The sequence below is a fragment of the Microcoleus sp. B4-C2 genome, assembly GCF_036705265.1.
Classification (GTDB): Bacteria; Cyanobacteriota; Cyanobacteriia; order Cyanobacteriales; family Microcoleaceae; genus Microcoleus.
The window spans coordinates 35,358-56,281 of record NZ_JAUBUB010000033.1 but is presented as its reverse complement, the minus strand read 5'-3'; the positions used below and the strand labels follow the sequence as shown (position 1 = coordinate 56,281).

The window sequence follows — 20,924 nt, the reverse complement described above, 5'->3', positions numbered from 1 at the left end:
TTCGGGGTACTTCGCTTAGCGCTCAGATTCATCCCCTCTGAATATACGCCCGGGACTTCCCGGCTGGTAGTTAAAATCAATAATCTCATAAACCCGCCCCCACCCGACGATAAAATGCTGGATAGAGAATTGTGCAAGATGTGCGAGTGAATTGATATCTTGTGCCGAACGCCACAATCAGCCAGATGTTTCAATCCTACAGCCGACTATTGCCACAGGTGCAACATATGAATTTATTAGATATATTAAACAAAGCTAGTTTTTTCTATAATAACGCTTATGGCTGTCAATTTCGCTACGTCCCCCGCTTCTAGTCTCAAACCAGAAGCCCAGAATATCTCAGCACTCAAACAAGTCTTCCAGACAATTGATGCCGATAGCTGTCCGGGTTCCTATAATTTTCATATGCACACAGTCTACTCTGACGGGCGATTGCAGCCAGAGAAATTGATGGAACAAGCCATAGCCCGCGGTCTCAAGGGCTTAGCTATCACCGACCACCACAGCACCGAAGGCTACGTTAAAGCTCAAATTTGGCTGGATAATTGGAAATTAAACCATCCTGACAAAAATAGTGAAGCACCTAGTCTCTGGACAGGCGCTGAAATTAATGCCGAATTGCTCAACAACGACGTACACATTCTCGGTTACGCCTTCGATCCGCAAAATCCCAGTCTCAAACCTTACTTGCGAGGTAAAAGTACAGAAGGCACCTATTGTTATTCAGCAGCCAGGGTAATTGAAGCTATTCATGAAGCAGGAGGTTTAGCAGTTCTAGCACATCCTTGCCGGTATCGATCGACTGCCGATCAACTAATCCCAGAAGCAGCTCGTTTCGGCATTGACGGTGTAGAAATTTACTATGCTTACGGTAATCCAAATCCTTGGAAACCAAGCCCCAAACAAACTGCTTTAGTCAAAGATTTAGCAGAAACTTATGGTTTGCTGGGAACTTGTGGCACGGACTCTCACGGCCTGAGTCTTTTAGTCCGAATCTAGAGAGTTTGGAAATAAGAAGTGCTTTATCCTGTCCTTGCCAGTCTAAGCGTTAGCGGATATATCTCTTATGAAAGCAATCACCATGAGCCGAAAACAAACAGTTGATCAGGTCAATCGATTTTAGATTTTAGATTTTAGATTTTAGATTGACTCCACGGATAAATACGTTCGGCAAGTTTCATTTGATACAGGTTTTTTATTTCTGGACGGATGAATCACGTGGCGGGTATCCTGGATGCTTGATTGTCATATTAGGTGCGCTAAAATGACTAATATAAAATTGTTTGGTAGTGAGGACTTCAGTCCTCATGAAAGTCTGTGGACTGAAGTCCTCACTACTTGCCTTATAACGGCTATTTTACGGGACGTGAGATAATTGCGATCGCCAGAATGAGCTTTCGGTATCCAAAAGTAAGCAATTGCTTTCTTCAGGTAATATCGTTGCAACTCCTAGAGACATTGCGCCCTAAAAACCAGTCGCCCTTCTACCGTTCCGGGAACAACTGACAGGCCCTGTTCGTTGGCTGATTTGCCCAGTCCAAGCGAGAATTCCCAAACCGATCCATCCAACCTTCCAAATAAGCCCGATTAGCCTTTCTTTCCTCTGGATCTGATGTATTCATGGGATGAGGTGCTAAACCGAAAATAGTCGCCGTCGTCACGCAAAACATCGACTTCTGAAAACTTTGGCAAATTTGCACCCGCACATCGTCTTCACCGCGACAGCTAGTGCGATAAACTGCGTGCAAATACTCCGGCAAATAATGCCGCATATCTTGCATCAATTGAGTTGGCGGAATCCCTGCACCTCCAATGGGTAAAGGATCAGCAAACAAAGCCCCGTAGGCAAAATCTTTTTGTTTTTCCGGGATTTGATGGGCTTGAGCGTTGTAGGAAACTGTGCCAAAAAAAGCTGTGCCCCGAAAGAAAACAGCCTCTACATAAGGCACCGCTACATCTGGTAAAAATGTCAAGTTAGCCGAGGCCGGAATGATATCGTAGACTTGACTGTGAATCTTGACGCTGTAGGTAATCGGTAGGCTGGCGGCGGCGACTAAACCGGCTTTGACAAAATCAACTACATCAGAAATAGACTTAGTTTCCCCTCGATCGTAGGAATCGGATAAGTCCATAAACAAATCGCTCATTACCCGCCAAAACTGACCGAGACCGGTGTAGTAAGCCAGCATCCGCACTTGTTCCGGCAAAAAATTAGGAAAGGTTTTGTTTAGTCCCTGCATGAAAAAATTGCCTTTCAGTTTAGCTGCGATCGCCTTTTCGACCAAACTGCTAAATTCCGGGGAATCCAAATAACTATCCAAACCACCGCCGCCGTGCCAAAGCATTGTTTTCATGCAATACTCAGCATACTCAAAATTTATGCGATCGTGCCACAAATAGCGAATTAATTTCGGCAGCGTCACCTCTCCGTTGAAATATTTAAAAAACGGAAAAAGCACTAAAAACTGTTCTTCTGCAATATAGTTGAGATTGCGAGAATAGGCATCTAAAACAATAGCATAACTTTTCAGTACGCCGATAACTTCAACCACATTTTCCGTAGATTCAGGCAGTAAAGCTTTGCCTGATTCCAAGATGTCAATGTATGCGGATAGGGGATGGGAAGATGGTTTTAATACGGTACTTGTCATTTTTATTTAACCTTAATTGAAGGAAGGCACGACACGGATTTGAACACGGATACACTGATGAATGGAATAGGTAGGGACACGGCAGTGCCGTGTCCCTACAGCCGTCTGCTGTATTTTATGGGATTGAAAACTGCCATAGGACTAAAGTCCGATGCTACTGATATCTTGCACCATTCTCAATTAGCCCTAGGGGCGGGTTCGCCAACAGCCTTAAAGCTTGCAAATAGGTTATATAAACCCGCCCGACCCCACGAAAAATCCTCTTATTGATATTGCTGCAAGATGTCAGATGCTACAAACTTAGGTCATATTTTATTTCAAGTTTTGAGCAATCACTTTAACTTGGGGTGGCACATTAGCAACCATTCCGATCGCAGTTTTTTCGCTCAAAGCAACTAAAACTCCCGGCTGCACTCCCATGATGGCAATAATTATTGCTAAAACCAGCGAAGGAATGCGATCGTCCCAGCGGACTTGCGGCAAATTTACCACCACATCCGAAAGGCGGCCGAAAAAGGCGCGGTTGACCATAATTAAAAAGTAAACTGAAGTTAAACCAGTGCCGATCATGCAGAGCAAAGTTTGCACGGGAAACACTGGCAAACTGCCCCGAAATATCAAAAATTCAGCAATAAATCCAGCCAAACCTGGAATGCCGGCACTAGCCATCACGCCGAGGATCATTAAACTGCCAATCATCGGCAAACCGCGATCGGGATTGAATAAACCTTTGAGCACATCGATGTTGCGGGTGCCGGATTTTTTGTAAACAATGCCGACGGTTAAGAATAGCAGCCCCGAAATTAAACCGTGGCTAACCATTTGCAAAACAGTTCCCAGCATACTAATCGGAGTAGCTGCGGCGCTAGCTAACAAAATGTAGCCCATGTGAGCGATCGAACTGTAAGCTACAATTTTTTTCATATCTTTTTGGGCGATCGCACAACTCGCCCCGTAAAGAACGCTTACCACCGCCCAACTCGCCAACCAAGGTGCCGCCACCGCCCACGCATCTGGAAACAAACCCAAACCAAAACGCAGCATCCCATAAGTTCCCAGCTTCAAAAGCACCCCCGCCAGCAGCACCGAAACCGGCGTCGAAGCTTCAACGTGAGCATCCGGCAGCCAAGTATGAAAAGGCACCAAAGGCATCTTAATTCCAAAAGCCAGCAACACCCCTGCCAGCAAAACAATTTGCCTTACCAAAGGCAATGGCAATCCTCCTTGTAAATGCGATGCGCCCGCTGCACCAACCATATCGAAACTCGAAGCACCGCTAAGCCAACCAGTACCCAAGAAAGCAGCCAGGAGCACAATTCCCGAAAATGCAGTATAGATTAAAAACTTAGTAGCAGCATAACCCCGGCGCTCGCCTCCCCAAATCGCAATTAACAGGTAAAGCGGAATCAATTCTACCTCAAAAAACAGGAAAAACAGCAGCAAATTTTGAGATAAAAAAGCCCCTGTTACGCCGCCGGTAATTAACAGAATCAAAGAATAATAAAGTCGAGGTCTGCGGATCGACTCATCCGTAGCGTAAATAGCTATTCCTGTCAGCAGAGTATTTAAAATTACCAAAGGCAGAGCCAAACCATCAACACCGAGATTGTAATTCAATCCCAAAACATCTATCCAAGGAATGAATTCCGCAAACTGCAACTGACTGGTACTGGCATCAAACTGAACTGCCAAAATCACCGAGAGAATAAAAGTTATACCCGCAATGGCGATCGCTACATTCCGAACTATTTTAGAACTCACTGAACCAGGCCAGAGCCCAATCAGGGCAGCGGCCAACATTGGTATCCAGATTAAAGCACTGAGCATCAATTAAAACTTTCCTTTATTACGCAGTTTTTAGAGATATAGCAATCCTAAATCATTTGTGAATTTCTTACTCCCTCCCCAAGGCATCGGGGAGGGTTGGGGTGGGGTAAAAAATTTACGACTCCTGCAAGGATTGGTATATATTTAACATTAACGCAAAGCAACTGCATAAAAAAGCGATCGGCTGATTTTCTTGTTAACATAGATTCAAATGTGTCTGGAATCCTCCTATGACCTCAAGTCTTACAGATCGAGAAGATTTGCAAATTAAATCCGGTTCTCCTTCCACCCGCCTCACCGTTGCCGACTTGGAACAACTGCAAGGTATACTCTCGGAAGCGCATCTAGACTACCAATTAGAACTCGTAGACGGGAAGATTATCCTTATGGGCCCATCAGACATTGTATCGAGCGAAATTGGGGCAGAGTTAGTCAGACTTTTACTAAACTGGGTCAAACCCCGCAAACTTGGACGAGTGTTTGAGTCCAGTGGCGGGTTTATTCTCCCCAATTCAAATCTTACAGCACCCGATGTTTCGTTTGTAACCGCCGATCGCCTCAAACAAAGTAAAAGGTATTTTGCCGAACTCGTTCCCGACTTAGTTGTAGAAATCAAATCTCAGTCCGATCGCCTCAAACCCCTGCGAGAAAAAATTTTATCATTTATCGAACTAGGAGCCAAAGTAGGAATATTAATCGACCCTGACAAGCGCACAATAACAATTTACACTCCCCAAGCAGATCCAGTGGTATTGAGAGACGGCGACATGATTTCAATTCCCGAACTTTTGCCCGGTTGGGAAGTTCCAGTGATCGAATTGTGGCCGATCGAGTTTGAATAAAAGTAGATAAAAAAGCAGACAAACCCAGAATAAAATCATCTGCGTTCATCTGCGGTTTAAAATTAAATAACATCAGACAAAAAGCAGACAAACCCAGAATAGATTCATCTGCCAACCTCTGCGGTTTAAAACTGCCAAATAATCAACGCCAGCAACACAGCAACTCCCCCCACAATAGTCAACACATAAAACTGCGACTGACCGGTGCCGCTGTACTTCAACCCTTCACCGCTGAAAATTGTGGCAAAACCGAACAAATTCACCGCCCCGTCCACCACATACCTATCAGTCCAAGCGCTGATTTTAGAAATAGAAGCCACAGCCCAAACGACAGTCAGACGGTAAACTCGATCGATATAAAAATCGTAAGCAAACAAATCCTGCAACGCCGGCACAGGCAGCCGTACCGGTCGAGGTAAAACCCCGTACCAATAAATCGCTACCCCAACCGCAACGCCAATCAACCCAGATAACAGCAACAGCGGCGTATCCAGCGTCTTCAACAGCAAATTTAAAGTATCAAAATCTCCCGTTTCCGCCCAAGGGCCAGTCCAACTAATTAACAGTTGCCACTGCTGCAACATCCAAGGAACCAACAGCCCCATCACTGTCAAAATTACCATCGGCAAAGCCATCGGCCAACCAACTTCTGGAGCTCTGCGAGTTTTCGGCTGCGGTTTTCCCACAAACACTAAACCGAATATGCGGGTTAAATTTAGGGCTGTCAAACCGTTAACTAAAAGCAGCACTATTACCAGCCACAAAGGCACCGTCCAAAAACCGTTGAGCCAGCGTCGCATCGCCCAAAAGTTGCCCAGAGGCAACAACGCTACCATCCCCGCAGCGCCTACTAAATAAGCCGTAGTCGTGGCAGGCATCTTTGACCACAACCCACCCATTTCTGTTAAATTTTGAGTGTTAGTTGTGGTAATAATTGACCCTACGCTCATGAATAATAGGCCTTTGGCGATCGAGTGCGCGAACAGCAACAGTAAAGCAATGTCAACTTGATTTAGCCCCACGGCGATAAACACCAAACCCAAAGAAGCGCTGGTAGAATGCGATAGTGCTCTTTTGAGGTCGATTTGGGCGATCGCCACCAAGGAAGCGCCAACAGCCGTCACCGCACCCAAAACCACCAGCACCCCATCCGTCACGGGCGACAGCGCTAAAACAGGCTGAAGTTTAATCAAAACATAAGCCCCAGCGCCCACAACTACCGTATTCCGCATAATCGAAGCCGGGTTTGGCCCTTCCATCGCCTCGTCGAGCCACAAATGGAAGGGAAATTGAGCGCACTTGGCTGTAGGGGCGGAGATTAAAGCCAAACCTAAAAGAGTCGCCACTAGGGGAGACAAAGTTGCAGTTTCAGCCCATGTTTCTAAATCGGAAAAATTCAAACTTCCTGCTAAAGTTGAAAGCGTTACTACTCCCATCAGCAGTGGCACGTCTCCTACACGTTTTGTTAAAAACGCATCACGAGCGGCTGTTACTACCAGCGGTTGAGCGTACCAAAACCCGACTAGCAAGTAAGTTGAAAGCGTCAGCATTTCCAACAAAGCGTAAGTTAGAAGCAGCGAGTCGCTAATGGCAATGCCGCTAATTGCTGCTTCAAAAAAACCCAGCAGCCCAAAAAATCGAGCTAGCGCCCAGTCTTTTTCCATGTAGCCTAGAGCGTAAATTTGTGCTAGCAAACTCAGAAGTGTAACTAACTCCATTGCTCCGACGCTGACCGTGGAGATTTCTATTGCAAAAGACAAATCTAAATCGGCTGCTTGCACCCAGTGCACGAGCAACTGTTGCGGCGGTTGATCCCAAGTCGCTGTAAAAATAACTGATCCGTGTATGAAAGCCACCACTGTCATCAGCAAATTGAAGTAAGCTGCTGGTCTTGGGCCTGTTCTGCGAATGGTGCCGGTAGACCACGGCAAAGTTAAAATTGCGCCTATTAAGCCATATAAAGGTACCCACCAACAGGCTTGGAGGAGAAATTGAGTCATTTAATTTATGCCTTAAACTTGAAATTACTGGCTGCTTTTATACAAAAACAGTAGCGGGCGATCGCGCGAGGCCCTAAAACTTTGACTAAACCCGATCGTATAGTTGTGGCAAAATAATTTGCAGTCCAGATTAACTATACATGAAAGCATCAAAACTGATAATTATCTCAACACAAAATTATAGGCTGAGCAGACGAGGCACTCAAAGAAAAAAATGCCTGCCGATGGGCCAAGACTGCCTTTTTTGGCGATTTACCCGCGATCCCCATTTTGAACTCCCCTAGTTTCCCGCCAGCGATCGGCTCCGGCTTCGCATACCGAACTCTACTTTATGAGTATTCTTACTTACTTTAATCCCCCCTCGCTCTCGGTATCTACCCCTCTAAATATTAAGATTATTAAATAAATATGAAATTATTTTAAGTAACATAAAAAATTTTAATTTTTGTTATTAAACATTATGATGTTAGTTTATATTGTCAAGGTGGACAGCTTCCCCTATTCTTATAGGATAGGAAGCTTTACACTGCCTTACTAAAAAATGTGGGCCTCCCCGTCCAAATTTTTAGATTTCTCAAAGATTTGTAACGGTAATTTCGCTCATCCTCAAAGGAGATTCAAAAATGTCAATTGCCGTGGGAATGATTGAGACAAAAGGTTTTCCCGCTGTGGTGGAAGCTGCCGATGCTATGGTCAAAGCTGCTCGCGTTACCCTCGTGGGCTATGAAAAAATCGGCAGCGCCCGCGTCACCGTAATTGTGCGCGGCAACGTGTCGGAAGTCCAAGCGTCAGTCGCAGCAGGAGTGGAATCCGTCAAGCGGGTCAACGGCGGAGAAGTCGTCTCTACCCACATCATCGCTCGCCCCCACGAAAACCTAGAATACGTTCTGCCGATTCGATATACAGAAGCAGTAGAACAGTTCCGAGGCTACTAAGTTCTTAGCGCACAAAAATTTCGTTAAACGAAAATTTGTGCGATCGTCAAAAATTAACTGTTTAGTTCCCCAAATATTCAATCAGGAGTAAAACCAATGGCAATTGCAGTTGGCATGATCGAAACCCTAGGCTTCCCCGCAGTGGTAGAAGCCGCTGACGCGATGGTCAAAGCAGCCCGCGTCACCTTGGTAGGCTACGAAAAAATCGGTAGCGCTCGGGTTACGGTCATTGTAAGAGGAGATGTCTCGGAAGTGCAAGCTTCTGTCGCAGCAGGAGTAGAGTCAGTGAAGCGCGTTAACGGCGGACAAGTGATGTCCACCCACATTATCGCCCGCCCTCACGAAAACTTAGAGTACGTGCTGCCGATTCGCTACACCGAAGCTGTAGAACAGTTCCGTGAAGGCGTGAGTGGCATTCGCCCTCTCAACAGATCATAAGATAGGCGATTCCCTACGGGATAGCTTCGCTTCACGGCTGTTAGGGGCGTTTGGTAATTAAAAATTAAAAATCGCGATGTTTTTGATTTAGCATTTTTAATTTTTAATTGAGGTGGGCATGGGATATTGGTTATTAGTCATGAATCATTAGTCATGAGTCCGTCGATTTTAGATTTTAGATTTTAGATTTTAGATTGACTCTCGCATTGAATTGGGGAGCTTGAACTCTTAGTCTAAAATTTCGGGATCATCCACTTAAGTGGGGAATTTTACCCGTTTCTGGCGAGTCATTAGTTACTAGACGAAGAACTCTAAAAGGCGCCGAGCAGACAGAAGAAAGCAAATCTAAAAACGACAAGTGACTAAGTGAAAAAATGACAATTACCAATTACCTATTACCTATTACCTAAAATGCAAATGGCCAAAGTTCTCGGCACAGTTGTCAGTACCCAAAAAGAGCCGACACTGAGAGGATCGAAATTTCTACTGCTGCAATTCATCGATGAGGAAGGTTCGCCAGTTCCCGGCTATGAGGTAGCCGCTGACTGTGTGGGCGCTGGTATAGATGAATGGGTTTTAGTAACCCGAGGCAGCGCAGCCCGGATCGCGCCCGGAAGCGAAAACCGTCCGATCGATGCTCTAGTAGTAGGCATTATAGATACTGTCAATGTAGAAAACCGCCTCATTTACAGTAAAAAAGACGACCCATACCGCTAGTTGGCAGTTGACAGTTGGCAGTTGACAGTTGGCAGTGAACAGTGAACAGTGAACAGTGAACAGTGAACAGTGAACAGCTAACAGTGAACAGTTGACAGTGAACAGTGAACAGCTAACAGTGAACAGTTGACAACTAACAACTAACAAAAAATTTTCAGCTTAGGAGAACTTAATTTATGGCAGTCCGCAACGTTGCGGCTCCCCCGACGCCTTGGTCGAAAAACTTGGCTGAGCCTAAAATTCACGACACCGCCTTCGTACATTCCTTTTCTAACATTATTGGGGATGTGCAGATCGGTTCTAATGTGATGATTGCCCCCGGGACATCTATCCGCGCCGATGAAGGTACTCCTTTTTATATCGGACAAGGAAGCAACATTCAAGACGGAGTAGTGATTCACGGCCTAGAACAAGGCCGAGTCACAGGAGACGACGACAAATCTTATTCTGTGTGGGTGGGGAAAAATACTTCCCTCACCCACATGAGTTTAATTCACGGCCCGGCATACGTGGGCGACAACTGCTTTATCGGCTTTCGCTCCACGGTGTTCAATGCCAGAGTGGGCAACGGCTGCATTGTCATGATGCACGTACTAATTAAAGATGTGGAGATTCCCCCCGGTAAGTACGTACCTTCGGGAGCCATCATCACTAATCAGAAGCAAGCCGATCGCTTGCCTGACGTTCAAGATTCTGACATTCAATTTGCGACCCATGTCATCGGCATCAATGACGCTCTGAGAACGGGTTATCGCTGCGCTGAGAACATCGCCTGTCTAGCACCAATTCGCAACGAGCAAACTAAAAACCCAAATATGACTCAAACCAAATATTCTACCCATGCCGGCACCCAATTGAGTTCAACTCTTGCCGATAGCATCCGTAATTTACTAGCTCAAGGATACAGCGTGGGAGCCGAACACGCCGACGCACGCCGCTTCCGTACCGGTTCTTGGCGCACTTGCGGCCCAATTTCCTCAACCCGCGACTCTGAAGTAATCGCGGCCTTGTCAGCTTGCATGGCCGAGCACCAAGGAGAATACGTCCGCTTGATCGGGATTGACACCAAAGCCAAGCGCCGCGTACTAGAAGAAATCGTCCAAAGACCGGGAGACAACGGCTCTAACGGTTCTAACGGTGCGAAAACTCACCAATCTAACGGTAAAGTTGCACAACAAGCTTCATACCACAATAGCGGTTCCGTGTCAAGCGGAAAATTGAGTGCCGAAACAGTGACTCAGGTTCGCGGCTTGCTAGCTCAAGGCTACAAAATTGGCACGGAACACGCCGACGCGCGCCGCTTCCGCACCAGTTCTTGGCAAAGCGGGGCTTCGCTGCAAGTCAGAAACGAATCTGAGGCGATCGCCGCTTTGGAAGCTGTGATGAACGAGTACCCGGGTGAGTACGTGCGCTTGATCGGGATTGACCCGAAAGCTAAGCGACGCATAGTTGAAGAAATTATTCAGCGTCCCGACGGCCCGGTTGCTCAATCGGCTAAGCCTGCAGGAACATCTAAGTCGGCAGCAACATCGGGATACAAAGCAGCTTCGACTGGTTCGGCCAGCAGCGGCAGTTTGACCGGCAAGACGATCGACCAAATCCGCAACCTGCTTTCCCAAGGCTACAAAATTGGCACGGAACACGCCGACGCGCGCCGTTTCCGCACCGGTTCTTGGAGCAGTTGCGCCCCGATCGCCTCCAACCGCGAAGCCGAAGTGATTTCCGCCCTCGAAAGCTGTCTCAAAGAACACAGCGGCGAGTACGTCCGCTTGCTGGGTATCGACTCCAAGGCGAAGCGCCGGGTACTGGAAGAAATTATCCAGCGTCCTTAATTTGCTAGGTAATTAGCTTGTTTCTTCCGTTAAGTCCTCGCACTGGGGCCAACGGGAGAAACCCCAGCGGATTGAAGTTGGATTTGAGATAGTTAAAAAGCTCGATTGACAAATGTTGGTCAAAATCTAGAATCTTCTGAAAGTTTCTATAAAACGTTAAAGCATCAAGCTTCTCAATATTAGTAAATTATCGTTTCTTAGATTGACATGGTTAAATTTATCAGTCGAGAAAACCCATAATTTAAAGTCGTTTTATCGAAAAAAATAGCTCCTTTCATGGTGAAGTCGAATGTATTTATCGCCCCTGCAATTAAGTAGCAACTCTCAGATTTTGATGAGTGGCGATGTAGTTGTTCATGAGGGTGCGGCGATCGCCCCTGGAGCAATCCTGCAAGCAGAGCCCGGAAGCCGGATCTCGATCGCCGCCGGTGCCTGTATCGGTATGGGAGTTATCCTTCACGCCCGTGAAGGTACTCTGGAAATCGCGGCGGGCGTTATTCTGGGTGCAGGGGTGCTGGTGGTAGGTGCGGGAACGATCGGGGAAAATGCCTGTATTGGCGCCGCGACGACCCTAATCAATCCTTGTATCGACAAAATGCAAATTATGCCAGCAGGTTCTCTAATGGGAGATACCAGCCGCCAAGTCGCCCCAGAACCAACAGCAGAACCAACAGCAGCAGCGCCAACAGCAGCGCCAACATCACCAGAAACCCCCGAAGCCACTACGCCACCAGTCGATCGACTGATCGAGCCGATCGAGCCGCCACAACCCGCCCAAACACCGCCTCAAACTGCGCCGGAGACGGCCCCAGACCCGCCGGAATCCACCGCCGCAGAGCCTCCCCAACCAGGGGAAACGCCAACTATTCTCTACGGTCAAGCTCACATCAATCGGCTGTTGGGGACGCTGTTTCCGCACCGACAAGCTTTTAATCGATCGGAGGAAAACGGCCAAACTCTATCGGGCGGTTCCGGGTAGCCCTCATTTCGGCAAAAGGCAGCTATGCTGAAGGCAGAAAGATCACATATAAATAGGTAATCTCATATTATTGGTAGCTCAGCAATTTGTCAGGCCTTGCCGTAGCAATCTGTGTCTTGTAGCTCGTGCAGTCTGTCTTCTCATCTGAGAAACTATAAACTATCAACAAATTTTTATTTTGGGAAGTTTCTAAGGGTAATAGAAGATGGACGGACAAACAGATCGTAACAGTCACGAAGAGCGATCGCAGCGCCAGGAATACTTCAAAGACACTGCTTTGGGTTTGGTATCCACCAAGAGTTTTCCGGCAATTGTCGGGACTGCTGACATGATGCTGAAGTCGGCAGGAGTGATTTTAGTAGGATACGAAAAAATTGGTTCCGGTCACTGTACCGCGATCGTCCGGGGCAGAATTTCGGATGTGCGTTTGGCTGTGGAAGCTGGAGCTCAAACTGCCGAACAGTTCGGGCAGTTTGTTTCTAAGTTAGTGATTGCTAGACCTTTGGCTAATTTGGAAGTGGTTTTGCCGATCGGCTTTCGGCTGACTGAACTTTCGGAAAAAGGCAGTTATTCTCGGCTTAGCAATCAGGCGATCGGTTTGCTCGAAACCCGCGGATTTCCGGCAATGGTCGGTGCTTGCGATGCTATGCTCAAATCCGCAGACGTACACTTGGCAGCCTACGAGAAAATTGGCGCCGGTTTGTGCACGGCAATTATTCGCGGTGCAGTTGCAGATGTAGCAGTAGCCGTAGAAGCCGGGATGTACGAAGCTGAGCGAATTGGCGAGTTGAACGCGGTGATGGTAATTCCGAGGCCTTTGGAAGATTTGGAACAAACTTTACCGCTGGCGAGTTGCTGGATCGAGCAGCGTAAACCTGTGATGATGCCCATGTCGGTTAAGGAAAAGGAACAAGAATTGATCGAACTTCCAGATTTGGAGAAATTGAGAGTTTATGTGGAAGAGGAAATCAATCGGTAATTGGTAATTAGGCAACAAAAGTTTGTAGAGACGTACTGCCGCAAATACTGAGACGAAATTTGTCAAAAAAATAGAGAGTTTACTCGGTAGGACTGCTGGCAACAATTTATACTGAGTAGCGGTCTCAAACTTAATTTGCCGATCGAGCCGATCGTCGCTGCATCAAGAGACACCGAGCACCAAGTAAAACTAGACTTTTGAGATCAAGTCGATCAGGTAAACAATCGAACTGACTAATAAGTAAATCCAGCCGACGTGCAAAGCCTTTCCACATGATTTAACTACTGTTAAAATAAACCAAAAATCCTGTTTACGGTAGATTGCCCGGAATCATTCAAGAGTTACTCTGACCGCAGGTGGATGCTCTTTCAACAGATTAACGGCTGTCGAACTCAAAACTGACAGCACAGGAATCAACCCCCAGAATCAAGCACTCCTGAAAGTTGACCTATGAACCTCAAACAATTTTACAAGCGCGGTTTGCACAGCGCCAAGAAAGGAAACTATGAAGCGGCGATCGACGATTTCGATCGCATACTGCAACTCAATCCCGCCGATGCCAAAGCCTATAACAATCGCGGCTTGGTGTATTATTACATGAAAGACTACCAAAAAGCGATCGCAGACCTCAGCCAAGCCCTAGATATCAATCCTAATTTCTTCGAGGCTTACCTGAATCGAGGCAATGCTTGGCGTCATCTCGGAGAACACGACAAAGCCATTGAAGATTTAAACTGTGCTTTAGCAAATAAGCCTAACAGCCACGCTATCTACAACAACCGGGGACTGGTACTTGCTAATTTAGGAAACTACGAAGAAGCAATAGAAGACTACAATCGAGCTCTCTCTATCAATTCCAACAATTATAAAACCTATTACAACCGGGGGCGCGCTTACTACCTTTTGGGAGAAAAAGAGGCAGCAACGGAAAACTTTAACGAAACGCTGCGGTTGAATCCTAAATATATCAAAGCTTACATAAATCGAGGTCTCTGTTACCACCAACTAGGAGACAATACGCAGGCGATGGCCGATTACAACATTGCACTCGCCATCGATCCACAAAATGTTTATGCCTATTATAACAGAGGTTGCGTTCGCTATAAATTAAAACAAATGCAGCTTGCAATTGAAGACTTTGACCAAGCAGTAAGACTCGATCCGAACTATGTTAAAGCTTATCTCAACCGGGGTTTAGCGCTGTATAAACTTGGAGATGTTGCGGCAGCAAATAAGGATTTTTACCACGTAATGTGCATTAATGCTGAAGCTTATGTATACTACCAAGCCCAGCGGTGTACGCCTGATATTAATTCATACTTCAAGGAAGCGCCGCAGGTGGAACTTAATAATGCTGCGGAATACTACAACACAACATTAAATACGATGTCAACTTCCTTAAGTTCCGCAGCATTAAACGCGGTCTGGAATCAAGAAGATTTGGAGAACAGAGACTCGATTATCTGTGAAGGTGAATTTATTAATGATTGATTTAGTCAGTAATCAGTAGCCATTAGTCCTTAGACTTATTGCATAAATCTTTGAGCGTGGAAAGCGCAGTTGCAAGGCACAGACATTTAAATCCACATTCCGCAACCCCCAACGGGCTGCGTACATGGATTGAGTAGATAAAAGTGAATCATCAGAGACAATGGTAAGTAGAAATATTCAATAATTTCTGTCCCTAATGAGCACCCTGTTCTCCATTCCTGAAAATTGAGGTTCGGAAGAGAGTTAAATCTGAGATGTTGCACCATTCTCAAGAACAGGCAAGATGCCTGTTCCACAAAAGATAAATTTTCTTGTGGAACAGGCCGAAAAGCCTGTTCAGAAAAGGCTAATTGACAAGGGTGCAAGATTTGAGTTAAATCTGATTCCGTTAAAAATGCGTTAGCGAAGCTGGCCGTAGGCATCGGTCAAAAACCAAGTTTATTGCTGAATCGGGAAAAAGCCTCCTTCGCGCATTTCTTGAATACTTTCTTTAACAGCCTGAATGATGCGATCGATGTCTTCATTAGTGTGAGCGGTGGAGAGAAAGCAGCTACGACCTTCGGATATGAAAATACGCTTTTCGAGTAAGTGAAAAAGTAGCGGATCTATCTCAACGGATGCAGCAGCACGAAATTGCGATCCGAAATTTACAAGCCAGACAGAAACTTCATTTTCTTTGAAATAAGCATTCAGGGTTTCAACTAGCTGCGAAGTTCGCTGATTCAACTGCTGCTGAAGGGCTGGGCCTTGACTTTTAAGATAGCGCAGTACGGAACGTGCAGCGGCCAGAGCAAGTGGGTGCTTGCAAAAAGTGCCGGCAAAAATTGTTGTTTTTACCTGGGGGTAGGAATCATCGCCGTAGTCCCACAAACCGCCGTCAATTTTATCCATATAAGCAGCTTTTCCAGCGATAATTCCAATGGGCATACCGCCTCCGACAATTTTACCGTAAGTTGCAATATCTGCCTCAATGCCAAACCACGCCTGCGCGCCACCTTGATGAATTCGGAAACCACTAACCATTTCATCAAAAATCAGCGCAATTTCTGATTCTTTTGTTAATTGCCTGAGTTGCTGGAGAAATTCTTTAGGTTGCAAATCGAGACGGCGGCTTTGCACCGGCTCCACGAGAACCGCCGCTAATTCGTGCTGATGAGCTTTGATAATTTCCAGGGCATGAGGGCTTCCGTAATCCAAAACTAAAACATCTTCAATAAAATTAGCAGGAATTCCTGGCGCTTTTGGAATGGTGCGTAAATCGCCATTTATCTTTTTTACAACTGCGAGAGTTTGGTCAAAATGACCGTGATAAGAACCAGAAAACAAAGCAATTTTATTGCGTTTAGTTGCCGCTCTAGCTAATCGTAGAGCTGCCATCACCGCTTCAGTGCCGGTATTAGAAAAAGCGACGCGCTCCATTCCCGTTAGTTCGCAGATTAATTCTGCAACTTCTCCGGCAAGTTCTGCTTGAGCACCAATTTGCACGCCGCGATCGAGTTGCTCGAATAGGGCTTCTTTAATAAAGGGCGGATTATGACCGAAAAGATTGATGCCAAATCCCATCGTGATATCGATGTATTCGTTGCCATCAACATCCCACATTTTAGAGCCAAGCGATCGCTCGGCGACAATAGGATAAAACATCTCCTTGACGGGAAAGCGAAACCCATCAGAAGCCCGATTGTCAGCGAGAACCGGACGGTATTTTTGCGCGAAATTCTTAGAGGTTTTTGTGCGATCGGTGTAGCGATCTATGAGCGCTTTCATGTGTCTTTGCTGCAATTGTTCGTTCATTTTGAATTCTCCAGAGATTGAGTCAGGTAGGGGCGCAATGCTTTGCGCCCTTACAGGTTTTAATTGCGGCTACCTATCAAGCCACAATCCGCGAGATAGGAAAAGTAAGTGCGAAACAAATTCGCATCCGCTTGGGGACAGGTGATGTCAGTGGTAGCAAGTCCATCTAGCGTATTTTGGCAATCGAAATGTAGCGTTCCTGATTGTGGCATTTCCGCTTCAGAAACTTTTTCGGAGAAAAGACCGACTAGCGGGTACAAAGCATGATCGGGAGAATTTCCAGCGCGATTGATTATTTCTGCTTGCCAAGCCTCAGAAGAAACTCGTTTGATTGGATAACCCATTGAGCCAATCCAGCCAAGCAATTCACTCATTTGAAAGGACTGAGGGTTGACTAAATGAAAAGTTTTTCCGAGCAATTCTTTTTGGCTCGAAAGATGAACGATCGCTCTGCTCACATAGTCAACAGGCGCTACATTCATCAGCTTATCGTCATCGGGCGCACATCCAAGTTGCACGCAACCAGCCATTAACCTGTACAGTAAATCGCTGGGATTGCAAGCCCCTGTTTGGCTGTCCCCAGAAATGCGACCTGGCCTGTAAATGCTAATAGGAATGCCACGATCGCGCGCCACCTCTACTAACTTTTCTGCCACCCATTTAGTCTGAGTGTAAGCGCCTTTGAGACTCTCTCCCGGAGTGAGTTCATCATCCTCTCGCACGACTTTAATCCCAGATTCTCCCCTTGCCGAGAAAACGGAAATCGTAGAAATTAAATGGACTGGTTTTAGCTTACTTTGACTCGCCAATCTCAGAACTTCATGAGTCCCCAAAACGTTAGCGGGTTTGAGAACCGAGTAGGGATAAGTAAACTTGACAAACGCGCCATTGTGGTAAATGACATCAATTTTACTGGCTAAAACTCGGAACTGCTCCTCGGAAAGCCCCAAAAGCGGTTGAGACAAATCTCCAGCAATTGGGATAATGCGATCGCTGCTGCTTTCATCCCAAATTAAATAGGATTCGAGGCTGCTTTGAATCCGCTTTTTAGCTGATTCTGCATCGGCAGAACGGACTAGGCAATAAATTTCTGCTTGAGTTTGTTGCAAGAGGTCGCGGAGTAAAAAGGCTCCCAAAAATCCCGTCGCCCCTGTTAAGAGAATGCAAGCTGGCTCAGTTTTTGGCTCGCTCAATGGAGTTGCAGGGCGAATTGCCGGGTCTAAAACAACTTCAGCGTTAATATCGAAACTTGCAGTGCGATCGCCCGCTGTGTTGCCCCCTTGCTGCATTTCGATTTTTTCAGCTAAACCAGCTACAGTAGGAGCTTCAAACAAAACGCGCAAAGGCAATTCCACCTGAAAAATTTCTCGCACTTGGGCTAACAACTGAGTAATCAGTAATGAGTGTCCCCCCAATTCAAAGAAATTGTCGTGAATTCCTACCTTTTTCAGGTTGAGAAGCTGGCTCCAAATTCCGGCAAGAATCTCCTCACCGGGAGTGCGAGGGCCTACAAACGTATCTGTAAAATTGGCTGCTACGGACGGTGCAGGAAGCGCTTGACGGTCTATTTTGCCATTGGGAGTCAGTGGCAGCGCTTTCAGAACCACAAAAGCAGAAGGTATCATGTATTCGGGCAGCTTTTCTTTGAGGAATGAACGGAGGCTTTCAATCAGTTGTGAGTCCTGAACGCTGAGTTTTGAGTGAGAAACGATATAGGCGACTAAACGCTGATTCCCCGGTTCATTTTCCTGAAGTAAAACGGCTGCCTCGCGTACAGAGGGATGATGAGACAGACCCGCCTCAATTTCCCCTAATTCAATGCGGAAACCTCGCAGCTTTACTTGGCGATCGACGCGATCGATAAATTCTATATTTCCGTCTGGCAAATAGCGAGCTAAGTCGCCAGTTTTGTAAAGTCGAGTTTCCGGTTCCTGAGTCAATGACTTGCAAATGAATTTTTCTGCTGTGAGTTCTGGTTGGTTTAGATAGCCGCGAGCCAATCCCGCCCCAGCAATATATAATTCACCGGCTACCCCTACAGGAACCGGCTGCAAGTGCGAATCGAGCAAATAAATCTGCGTGTTGGGTAGCGGGCGACCTAAAGGAACTGTCTGGGAAATGCGATCGCCCTGCATTTTTACCTGATAAGTCAGCACGCCTACAGTTGTTTCTGTCGGCCCGTAATGGTTGAAGATCGAGCAGTCTGGATTGTATTTCTGAATTGTTTCAATTAAATTCCACATCAAAGGCTCACCGCCGAGAATTAATCGCTTTTTCGGTAATATTTGCGAGGCGTTATCAGCGCTCAACAAAGCTTTTAAGTGAGAGGGAACAATTTTAAGACAATCGATAGAATGTTGCTGAAAATAAGCGGCCATTGCTTGAGGATCTGTTGCGCGTTCTTGAGAGATGATGTGCAGGCATCCACCCGAACACAAAGCGGGAAAAATAACAGTGTGTCCTAAGTCTGCTGCGAAGGTAGAAACGGTGGCATAATTTGCACCTGATGGCAGGTTTAATTTTTCCTGAATTCCGTGCAGGTAATTGAGCAGTTGCCGGTGTTCAATGGCGACTCCTTTGGGGGTGCCGGTGGAACCGGAGGTATAGATAATGTAAGCTAAATTTTCACCAGAAGCAGAGACGAAAGTAGTAGGAGAAAAAGAGGGAATGTCTGTATCTAAGCAGACAATATATGCCGTAGTTTCAGGCAAATTTTTGAGGAGATGCTGTTGGGTTAACAGCACTGGAGTCTGAGCATTTTGCAGCATCAATGCTAGGCGCTCTTTGGGCATGGCTGGGTCGAGCGGTAGGTACGCGCCACCTGCTTTGAGGATGCCTAGAATTCCAGCGATCGCCTCTAAAGAGCGATCGACGCAAATGCCGACAATCACCTCTGGCTTGACACCTAATTGCTGCAAGTAATGGGCGATTTGGTTAGCGCGGGCGTTGAGTTCGCTGTAGGTAATTTGCTGAGTTTCACAAACAGCAGCTATACGGTGGGGCGATCGCTCTGCTTGTTCTTCAAAGAGCTGGTGCACGCACTTATCGAGCTGGTAATCTGCTTTTGTGCTGTTGAATTCTAGTAATAATTGATTTCGGGCGCGATCGCTCAGCATTTCGAGCTTGCCGATTGGGGTTTGTGGGTTGCTGGCTACACTTTGCACTAAGGCGTAAAATTGCTCTGCCAAACACCGGATACTGTTGTCTGCAAGGAAGATAGGATCGTAGTGAAACTCAGCGGCGATCGAGTCATTTTGGCGGTGGCAAGAGAGTTTAACTTTAAAGCGATCGCAGCACGCATACTGCTTGTAAATCGAAAAAAATACGCCACTAGCCGAATGCTTTTCGAGCTGTTCCTCAAACTCAAAACCAAATGGAAAGCCGGAAAAGTTGCCTAGATATTCGTGGGAGAAATATTCTTGATACTTGTATGCCTCGCGTTCTTCCTGCTGAATTTGCTGCAAGGTTTCCGCGAAGGAAAAGTTTTCTGTTAGTTGGCCCCGCAGCGGTAAAAATTTGGCAAACAGCCCCAGCGCTGGCTCTAATTCTTCGTATTTTCGACCATCGAATGCCACGCCAACAGTAATCTCTGATTGGCCAATCAGCCGCCAGAGCAAAATTTTCCAGCAAGCGAGCAAGAATGTAGAAAGTGAGGCGTTGTACTGGCGGGCGAGATCTTCCACTTTTCCCAGCAAAGCTAACTCTAATTTGACCTCAAAAGATTGGGGAGTAAATTGAGCTAGCGCGTTAATTAATCTATTTTCAAACGGCAACCTTAAACTCGCTAGCGCTGAATAATTATGCCCAGTCCAGTATTCTTTGCCCTCCGCCGCTTCCTCATCTTCGAGCAATTCATTTTGCCATTCGGAAAATTGAATGTATTGCACAACTTCATCGGTAATTTCTTTGCCGTGAAGGCGGGCGGCATAGCACTGGCTGATTTCTTGAACCAGATTTTTTAGTGTGCGACTATCGGCGCACAGTGCGGGCAAACTAACCAGTAAAATATGCCTCTCAGATGAAAGTGTAATTAAAGACAAGCGCCAAGCAGGATTGCGATCGAAGTTGAAGAAAGCGCTCTTTTCTTGCTGAAAAATCTGTTCTAGTTTGGCTTCTTGCTCCTGGGGAGTTACTTCACTTAAGTTAACCCAGTTCCACGAAACAGAGCTATGTTCGGAGATAACTTGTATAGGAATTTTTAGCCCTGCCTTTCCCTGAAAGCTTGTGCGGATAATTTCGTGGCGATCGCTAACTTTTTCTAAAGCTTTCTTTAGGCGCTCGGTTTGAAGAATTCCCTCGATCGAAATAGCAGATTGAACGCGATAAGCAGGGCTGTTTTGCTGCAACAGCCACAGATATTTTTGCTGGGGTGAAAGCCGAAATCCATTAATTGTTTGCATTGTTCCTCTTTATCAAAGCACTACTTTATTCTCGTTACA

14 protein-coding genes are annotated in these 20,924 nt (G+C 46.3%); 9 read left to right on the top strand and 5 right to left on the bottom strand.

The features are described from left to right. The first annotated feature begins 279 nt into the window (after positions 1–279). The gene (locus tag QUB20_RS12365; RefSeq protein ID WP_333246336.1) at positions 280–999 is read left to right on the top strand and encodes a PHP domain-containing protein; all 720 of its coding nucleotides are present in this window, start codon (positions 280–282) and stop codon (positions 997–999) included. Between the two features lie 485 nt (positions 1,000–1,484). Here the strand turns inward: QUB20_RS12365 and QUB20_RS12360 are convergent, their stop codons facing one another. Together QUB20_RS12360 and QUB20_RS12355 are read right to left on the bottom strand one after the other, a co-directional pair. After that, positions 1,485–2,651, bottom strand: a complete 1,167-nt coding sequence (locus QUB20_RS12360) for a CO2 hydration protein (protein WP_333246338.1) — start codon at positions 2,649–2,651, stop codon at positions 1,485–1,487. A gap of 312 nt (positions 2,652–2,963) precedes the next feature. After that, a complete protein-coding gene (locus QUB20_RS12355) occupies positions 2,964–4,478 on the bottom strand; it encodes an NADH-quinone oxidoreductase subunit M (RefSeq protein ID WP_333246341.1) in 1,515 nt (504 codons plus the stop codon). A gap of 230 nt (positions 4,479–4,708) precedes the next feature. On the opposite strand from QUB20_RS12355, the gene QUB20_RS12350 reads away from it, so the two are divergent. Next, entirely contained in the window at positions 4,709–5,320 is a 612-nt protein-coding gene (locus QUB20_RS12350) for a Uma2 family endonuclease (protein WP_333053456.1), read from the top strand. Positions 5,321–5,445: 125 nt separating this feature from the next. Here the strand turns inward: QUB20_RS12350 and QUB20_RS12345 are convergent, their stop codons facing one another. After that, complete coding sequence (locus tag QUB20_RS12345) at positions 5,446–7,320, bottom strand: NAD(P)H-quinone oxidoreductase subunit F (RefSeq protein ID WP_333246343.1); 1,875 nt, start codon at positions 7,318–7,320, stop codon at positions 5,446–5,448. A 623-nt stretch (positions 7,321–7,943) separates the two neighbouring features. Between QUB20_RS12345 and QUB20_RS12340 the strand changes: the two genes are divergently transcribed. From QUB20_RS12340 to QUB20_RS12310, 7 genes are all read left to right on the top strand, one after another. After that, entirely contained in the window at positions 7,944–8,255 is a 312-nt protein-coding gene (locus QUB20_RS12340) for a carbon dioxide-concentrating mechanism protein CcmK (protein ID WP_006635059.1), read from the top strand. 96 nt (positions 8,256–8,351) lie between these two features. Further along, positions 8,352–8,693 (top strand): carbon dioxide-concentrating mechanism protein CcmK, encoded by a 342-nt coding sequence (locus QUB20_RS12335; RefSeq protein ID WP_006635058.1) that lies wholly within the window; start codon positions 8,352–8,354, stop codon positions 8,691–8,693. A 411-nt stretch (positions 8,694–9,104) separates the two neighbouring features. Further along, on the top strand, positions 9,105–9,410 hold the full coding sequence (locus QUB20_RS12330; protein ID WP_172186882.1) for a EutN/CcmL family microcompartment protein: 306 nt from the start codon (positions 9,105–9,107) through the stop codon (positions 9,408–9,410). A gap of 176 nt (positions 9,411–9,586) precedes the next feature. Then, entirely contained in the window at positions 9,587–11,242 is a 1,656-nt protein-coding gene (locus tag QUB20_RS12325; protein WP_333246345.1) for a ribulose bisphosphate carboxylase small subunit, read from the top strand. A 289-nt stretch (positions 11,243–11,531) separates the two neighbouring features. After that, on the top strand, positions 11,532–12,221 hold the full coding sequence (locus QUB20_RS12320) for a carbon dioxide concentrating mechanism protein (protein ID WP_333246347.1): 690 nt from the start codon (positions 11,532–11,534) through the stop codon (positions 12,219–12,221). Positions 12,222–12,426: 205 nt separating this feature from the next. Further along, the gene (locus QUB20_RS12315; protein WP_333202721.1) at positions 12,427–13,200 is read left to right on the top strand and encodes a BMC domain-containing protein; all 774 of its coding nucleotides are present in this window, start codon (positions 12,427–12,429) and stop codon (positions 13,198–13,200) included. A 450-nt stretch (positions 13,201–13,650) separates the two neighbouring features. Continuing rightward, positions 13,651–14,691 carry a tetratricopeptide repeat protein gene (locus tag QUB20_RS12310; protein ID WP_333239078.1) on the top strand — a complete coding sequence of 347 codons (1,041 nt, stop codon included), beginning with the start codon at positions 13,651–13,653 and terminating at the stop codon, positions 14,689–14,691. Positions 14,692–15,129: 438 nt separating this feature from the next. On the opposite strand, the gene QUB20_RS12305 is transcribed toward QUB20_RS12310, so the two are convergent. Together QUB20_RS12305 and QUB20_RS12300 are read right to left on the bottom strand one after the other, a co-directional pair. Further along, positions 15,130–16,485, bottom strand: coding sequence for an aspartate aminotransferase family protein (locus QUB20_RS12305; protein ID WP_333246349.1), 1,356 nt, complete (start codon positions 16,483–16,485; stop codon positions 15,130–15,132). Between the two features lie 59 nt (positions 16,486–16,544). Then, positions 16,545–20,885, bottom strand: coding sequence for an amino acid adenylation domain-containing protein (locus QUB20_RS12300; protein ID WP_333246351.1), 4,341 nt, complete (start codon positions 20,883–20,885; stop codon positions 16,545–16,547). Positions 20,886–20,924 lie beyond the last annotated feature (39 nt).

Excerpts from the sequence above, each read along its gene's own strand:
- QUB20_RS12350 (WP_333053456.1), top strand. The coding sequence starts at position 4,709 with ATGACCTCAAGTCTTACAGATCGAGAAGATTTGCAAATTAAATCCGGT.
- QUB20_RS12360 (WP_333246338.1), bottom strand. The coding sequence starts at position 2,651 with ATGACAAGTACCGTATTAAAACCATCTTCCCATCCCCTATCCGCATAC.
- QUB20_RS12315 (WP_333202721.1), top strand. The coding sequence starts at position 12,427 with ATGGACGGACAAACAGATCGTAACAGTCACGAAGAGCGATCGCAGCGC.
- QUB20_RS12320 (WP_333246347.1), top strand. The coding sequence starts at position 11,532 with ATGTATTTATCGCCCCTGCAATTAAGTAGCAACTCTCAGATTTTGATG.
- QUB20_RS12325 (WP_333246345.1), top strand. The coding sequence starts at position 9,587 with ATGGCAGTCCGCAACGTTGCGGCTCCCCCGACGCCTTGGTCGAAAAAC.
- QUB20_RS12305 (WP_333246349.1), bottom strand. The coding sequence starts at position 16,485 with ATGAACGAACAATTGCAGCAAAGACACATGAAAGCGCTCATAGATCGC.
- QUB20_RS12355 (WP_333246341.1), bottom strand. The coding sequence starts at position 4,478 with ATGCTCAGTGCTTTAATCTGGATACCAATGTTGGCCGCTGCCCTGATT.
- QUB20_RS12310 (WP_333239078.1), top strand. The coding sequence starts at position 13,651 with ATGAACCTCAAACAATTTTACAAGCGCGGTTTGCACAGCGCCAAGAAA.
- QUB20_RS12335 (WP_006635058.1), top strand. The coding sequence starts at position 8,352 with ATGGCAATTGCAGTTGGCATGATCGAAACCCTAGGCTTCCCCGCAGTG.
- QUB20_RS12330 (WP_172186882.1), top strand. The coding sequence starts at position 9,105 with ATGCAAATGGCCAAAGTTCTCGGCACAGTTGTCAGTACCCAAAAAGAG.
- QUB20_RS12345 (WP_333246343.1), bottom strand. The coding sequence starts at position 7,320 with ATGACTCAATTTCTCCTCCAAGCCTGTTGGTGGGTACCTTTATATGGC.
- QUB20_RS12365 (WP_333246336.1), top strand. The coding sequence starts at position 280 with ATGGCTGTCAATTTCGCTACGTCCCCCGCTTCTAGTCTCAAACCAGAA.
- QUB20_RS12300 (WP_333246351.1), bottom strand. The coding sequence starts at position 20,885 with ATGCAAACAATTAATGGATTTCGGCTTTCACCCCAGCAAAAATATCTG.
- QUB20_RS12340 (WP_006635059.1), top strand. The coding sequence starts at position 7,944 with ATGTCAATTGCCGTGGGAATGATTGAGACAAAAGGTTTTCCCGCTGTG.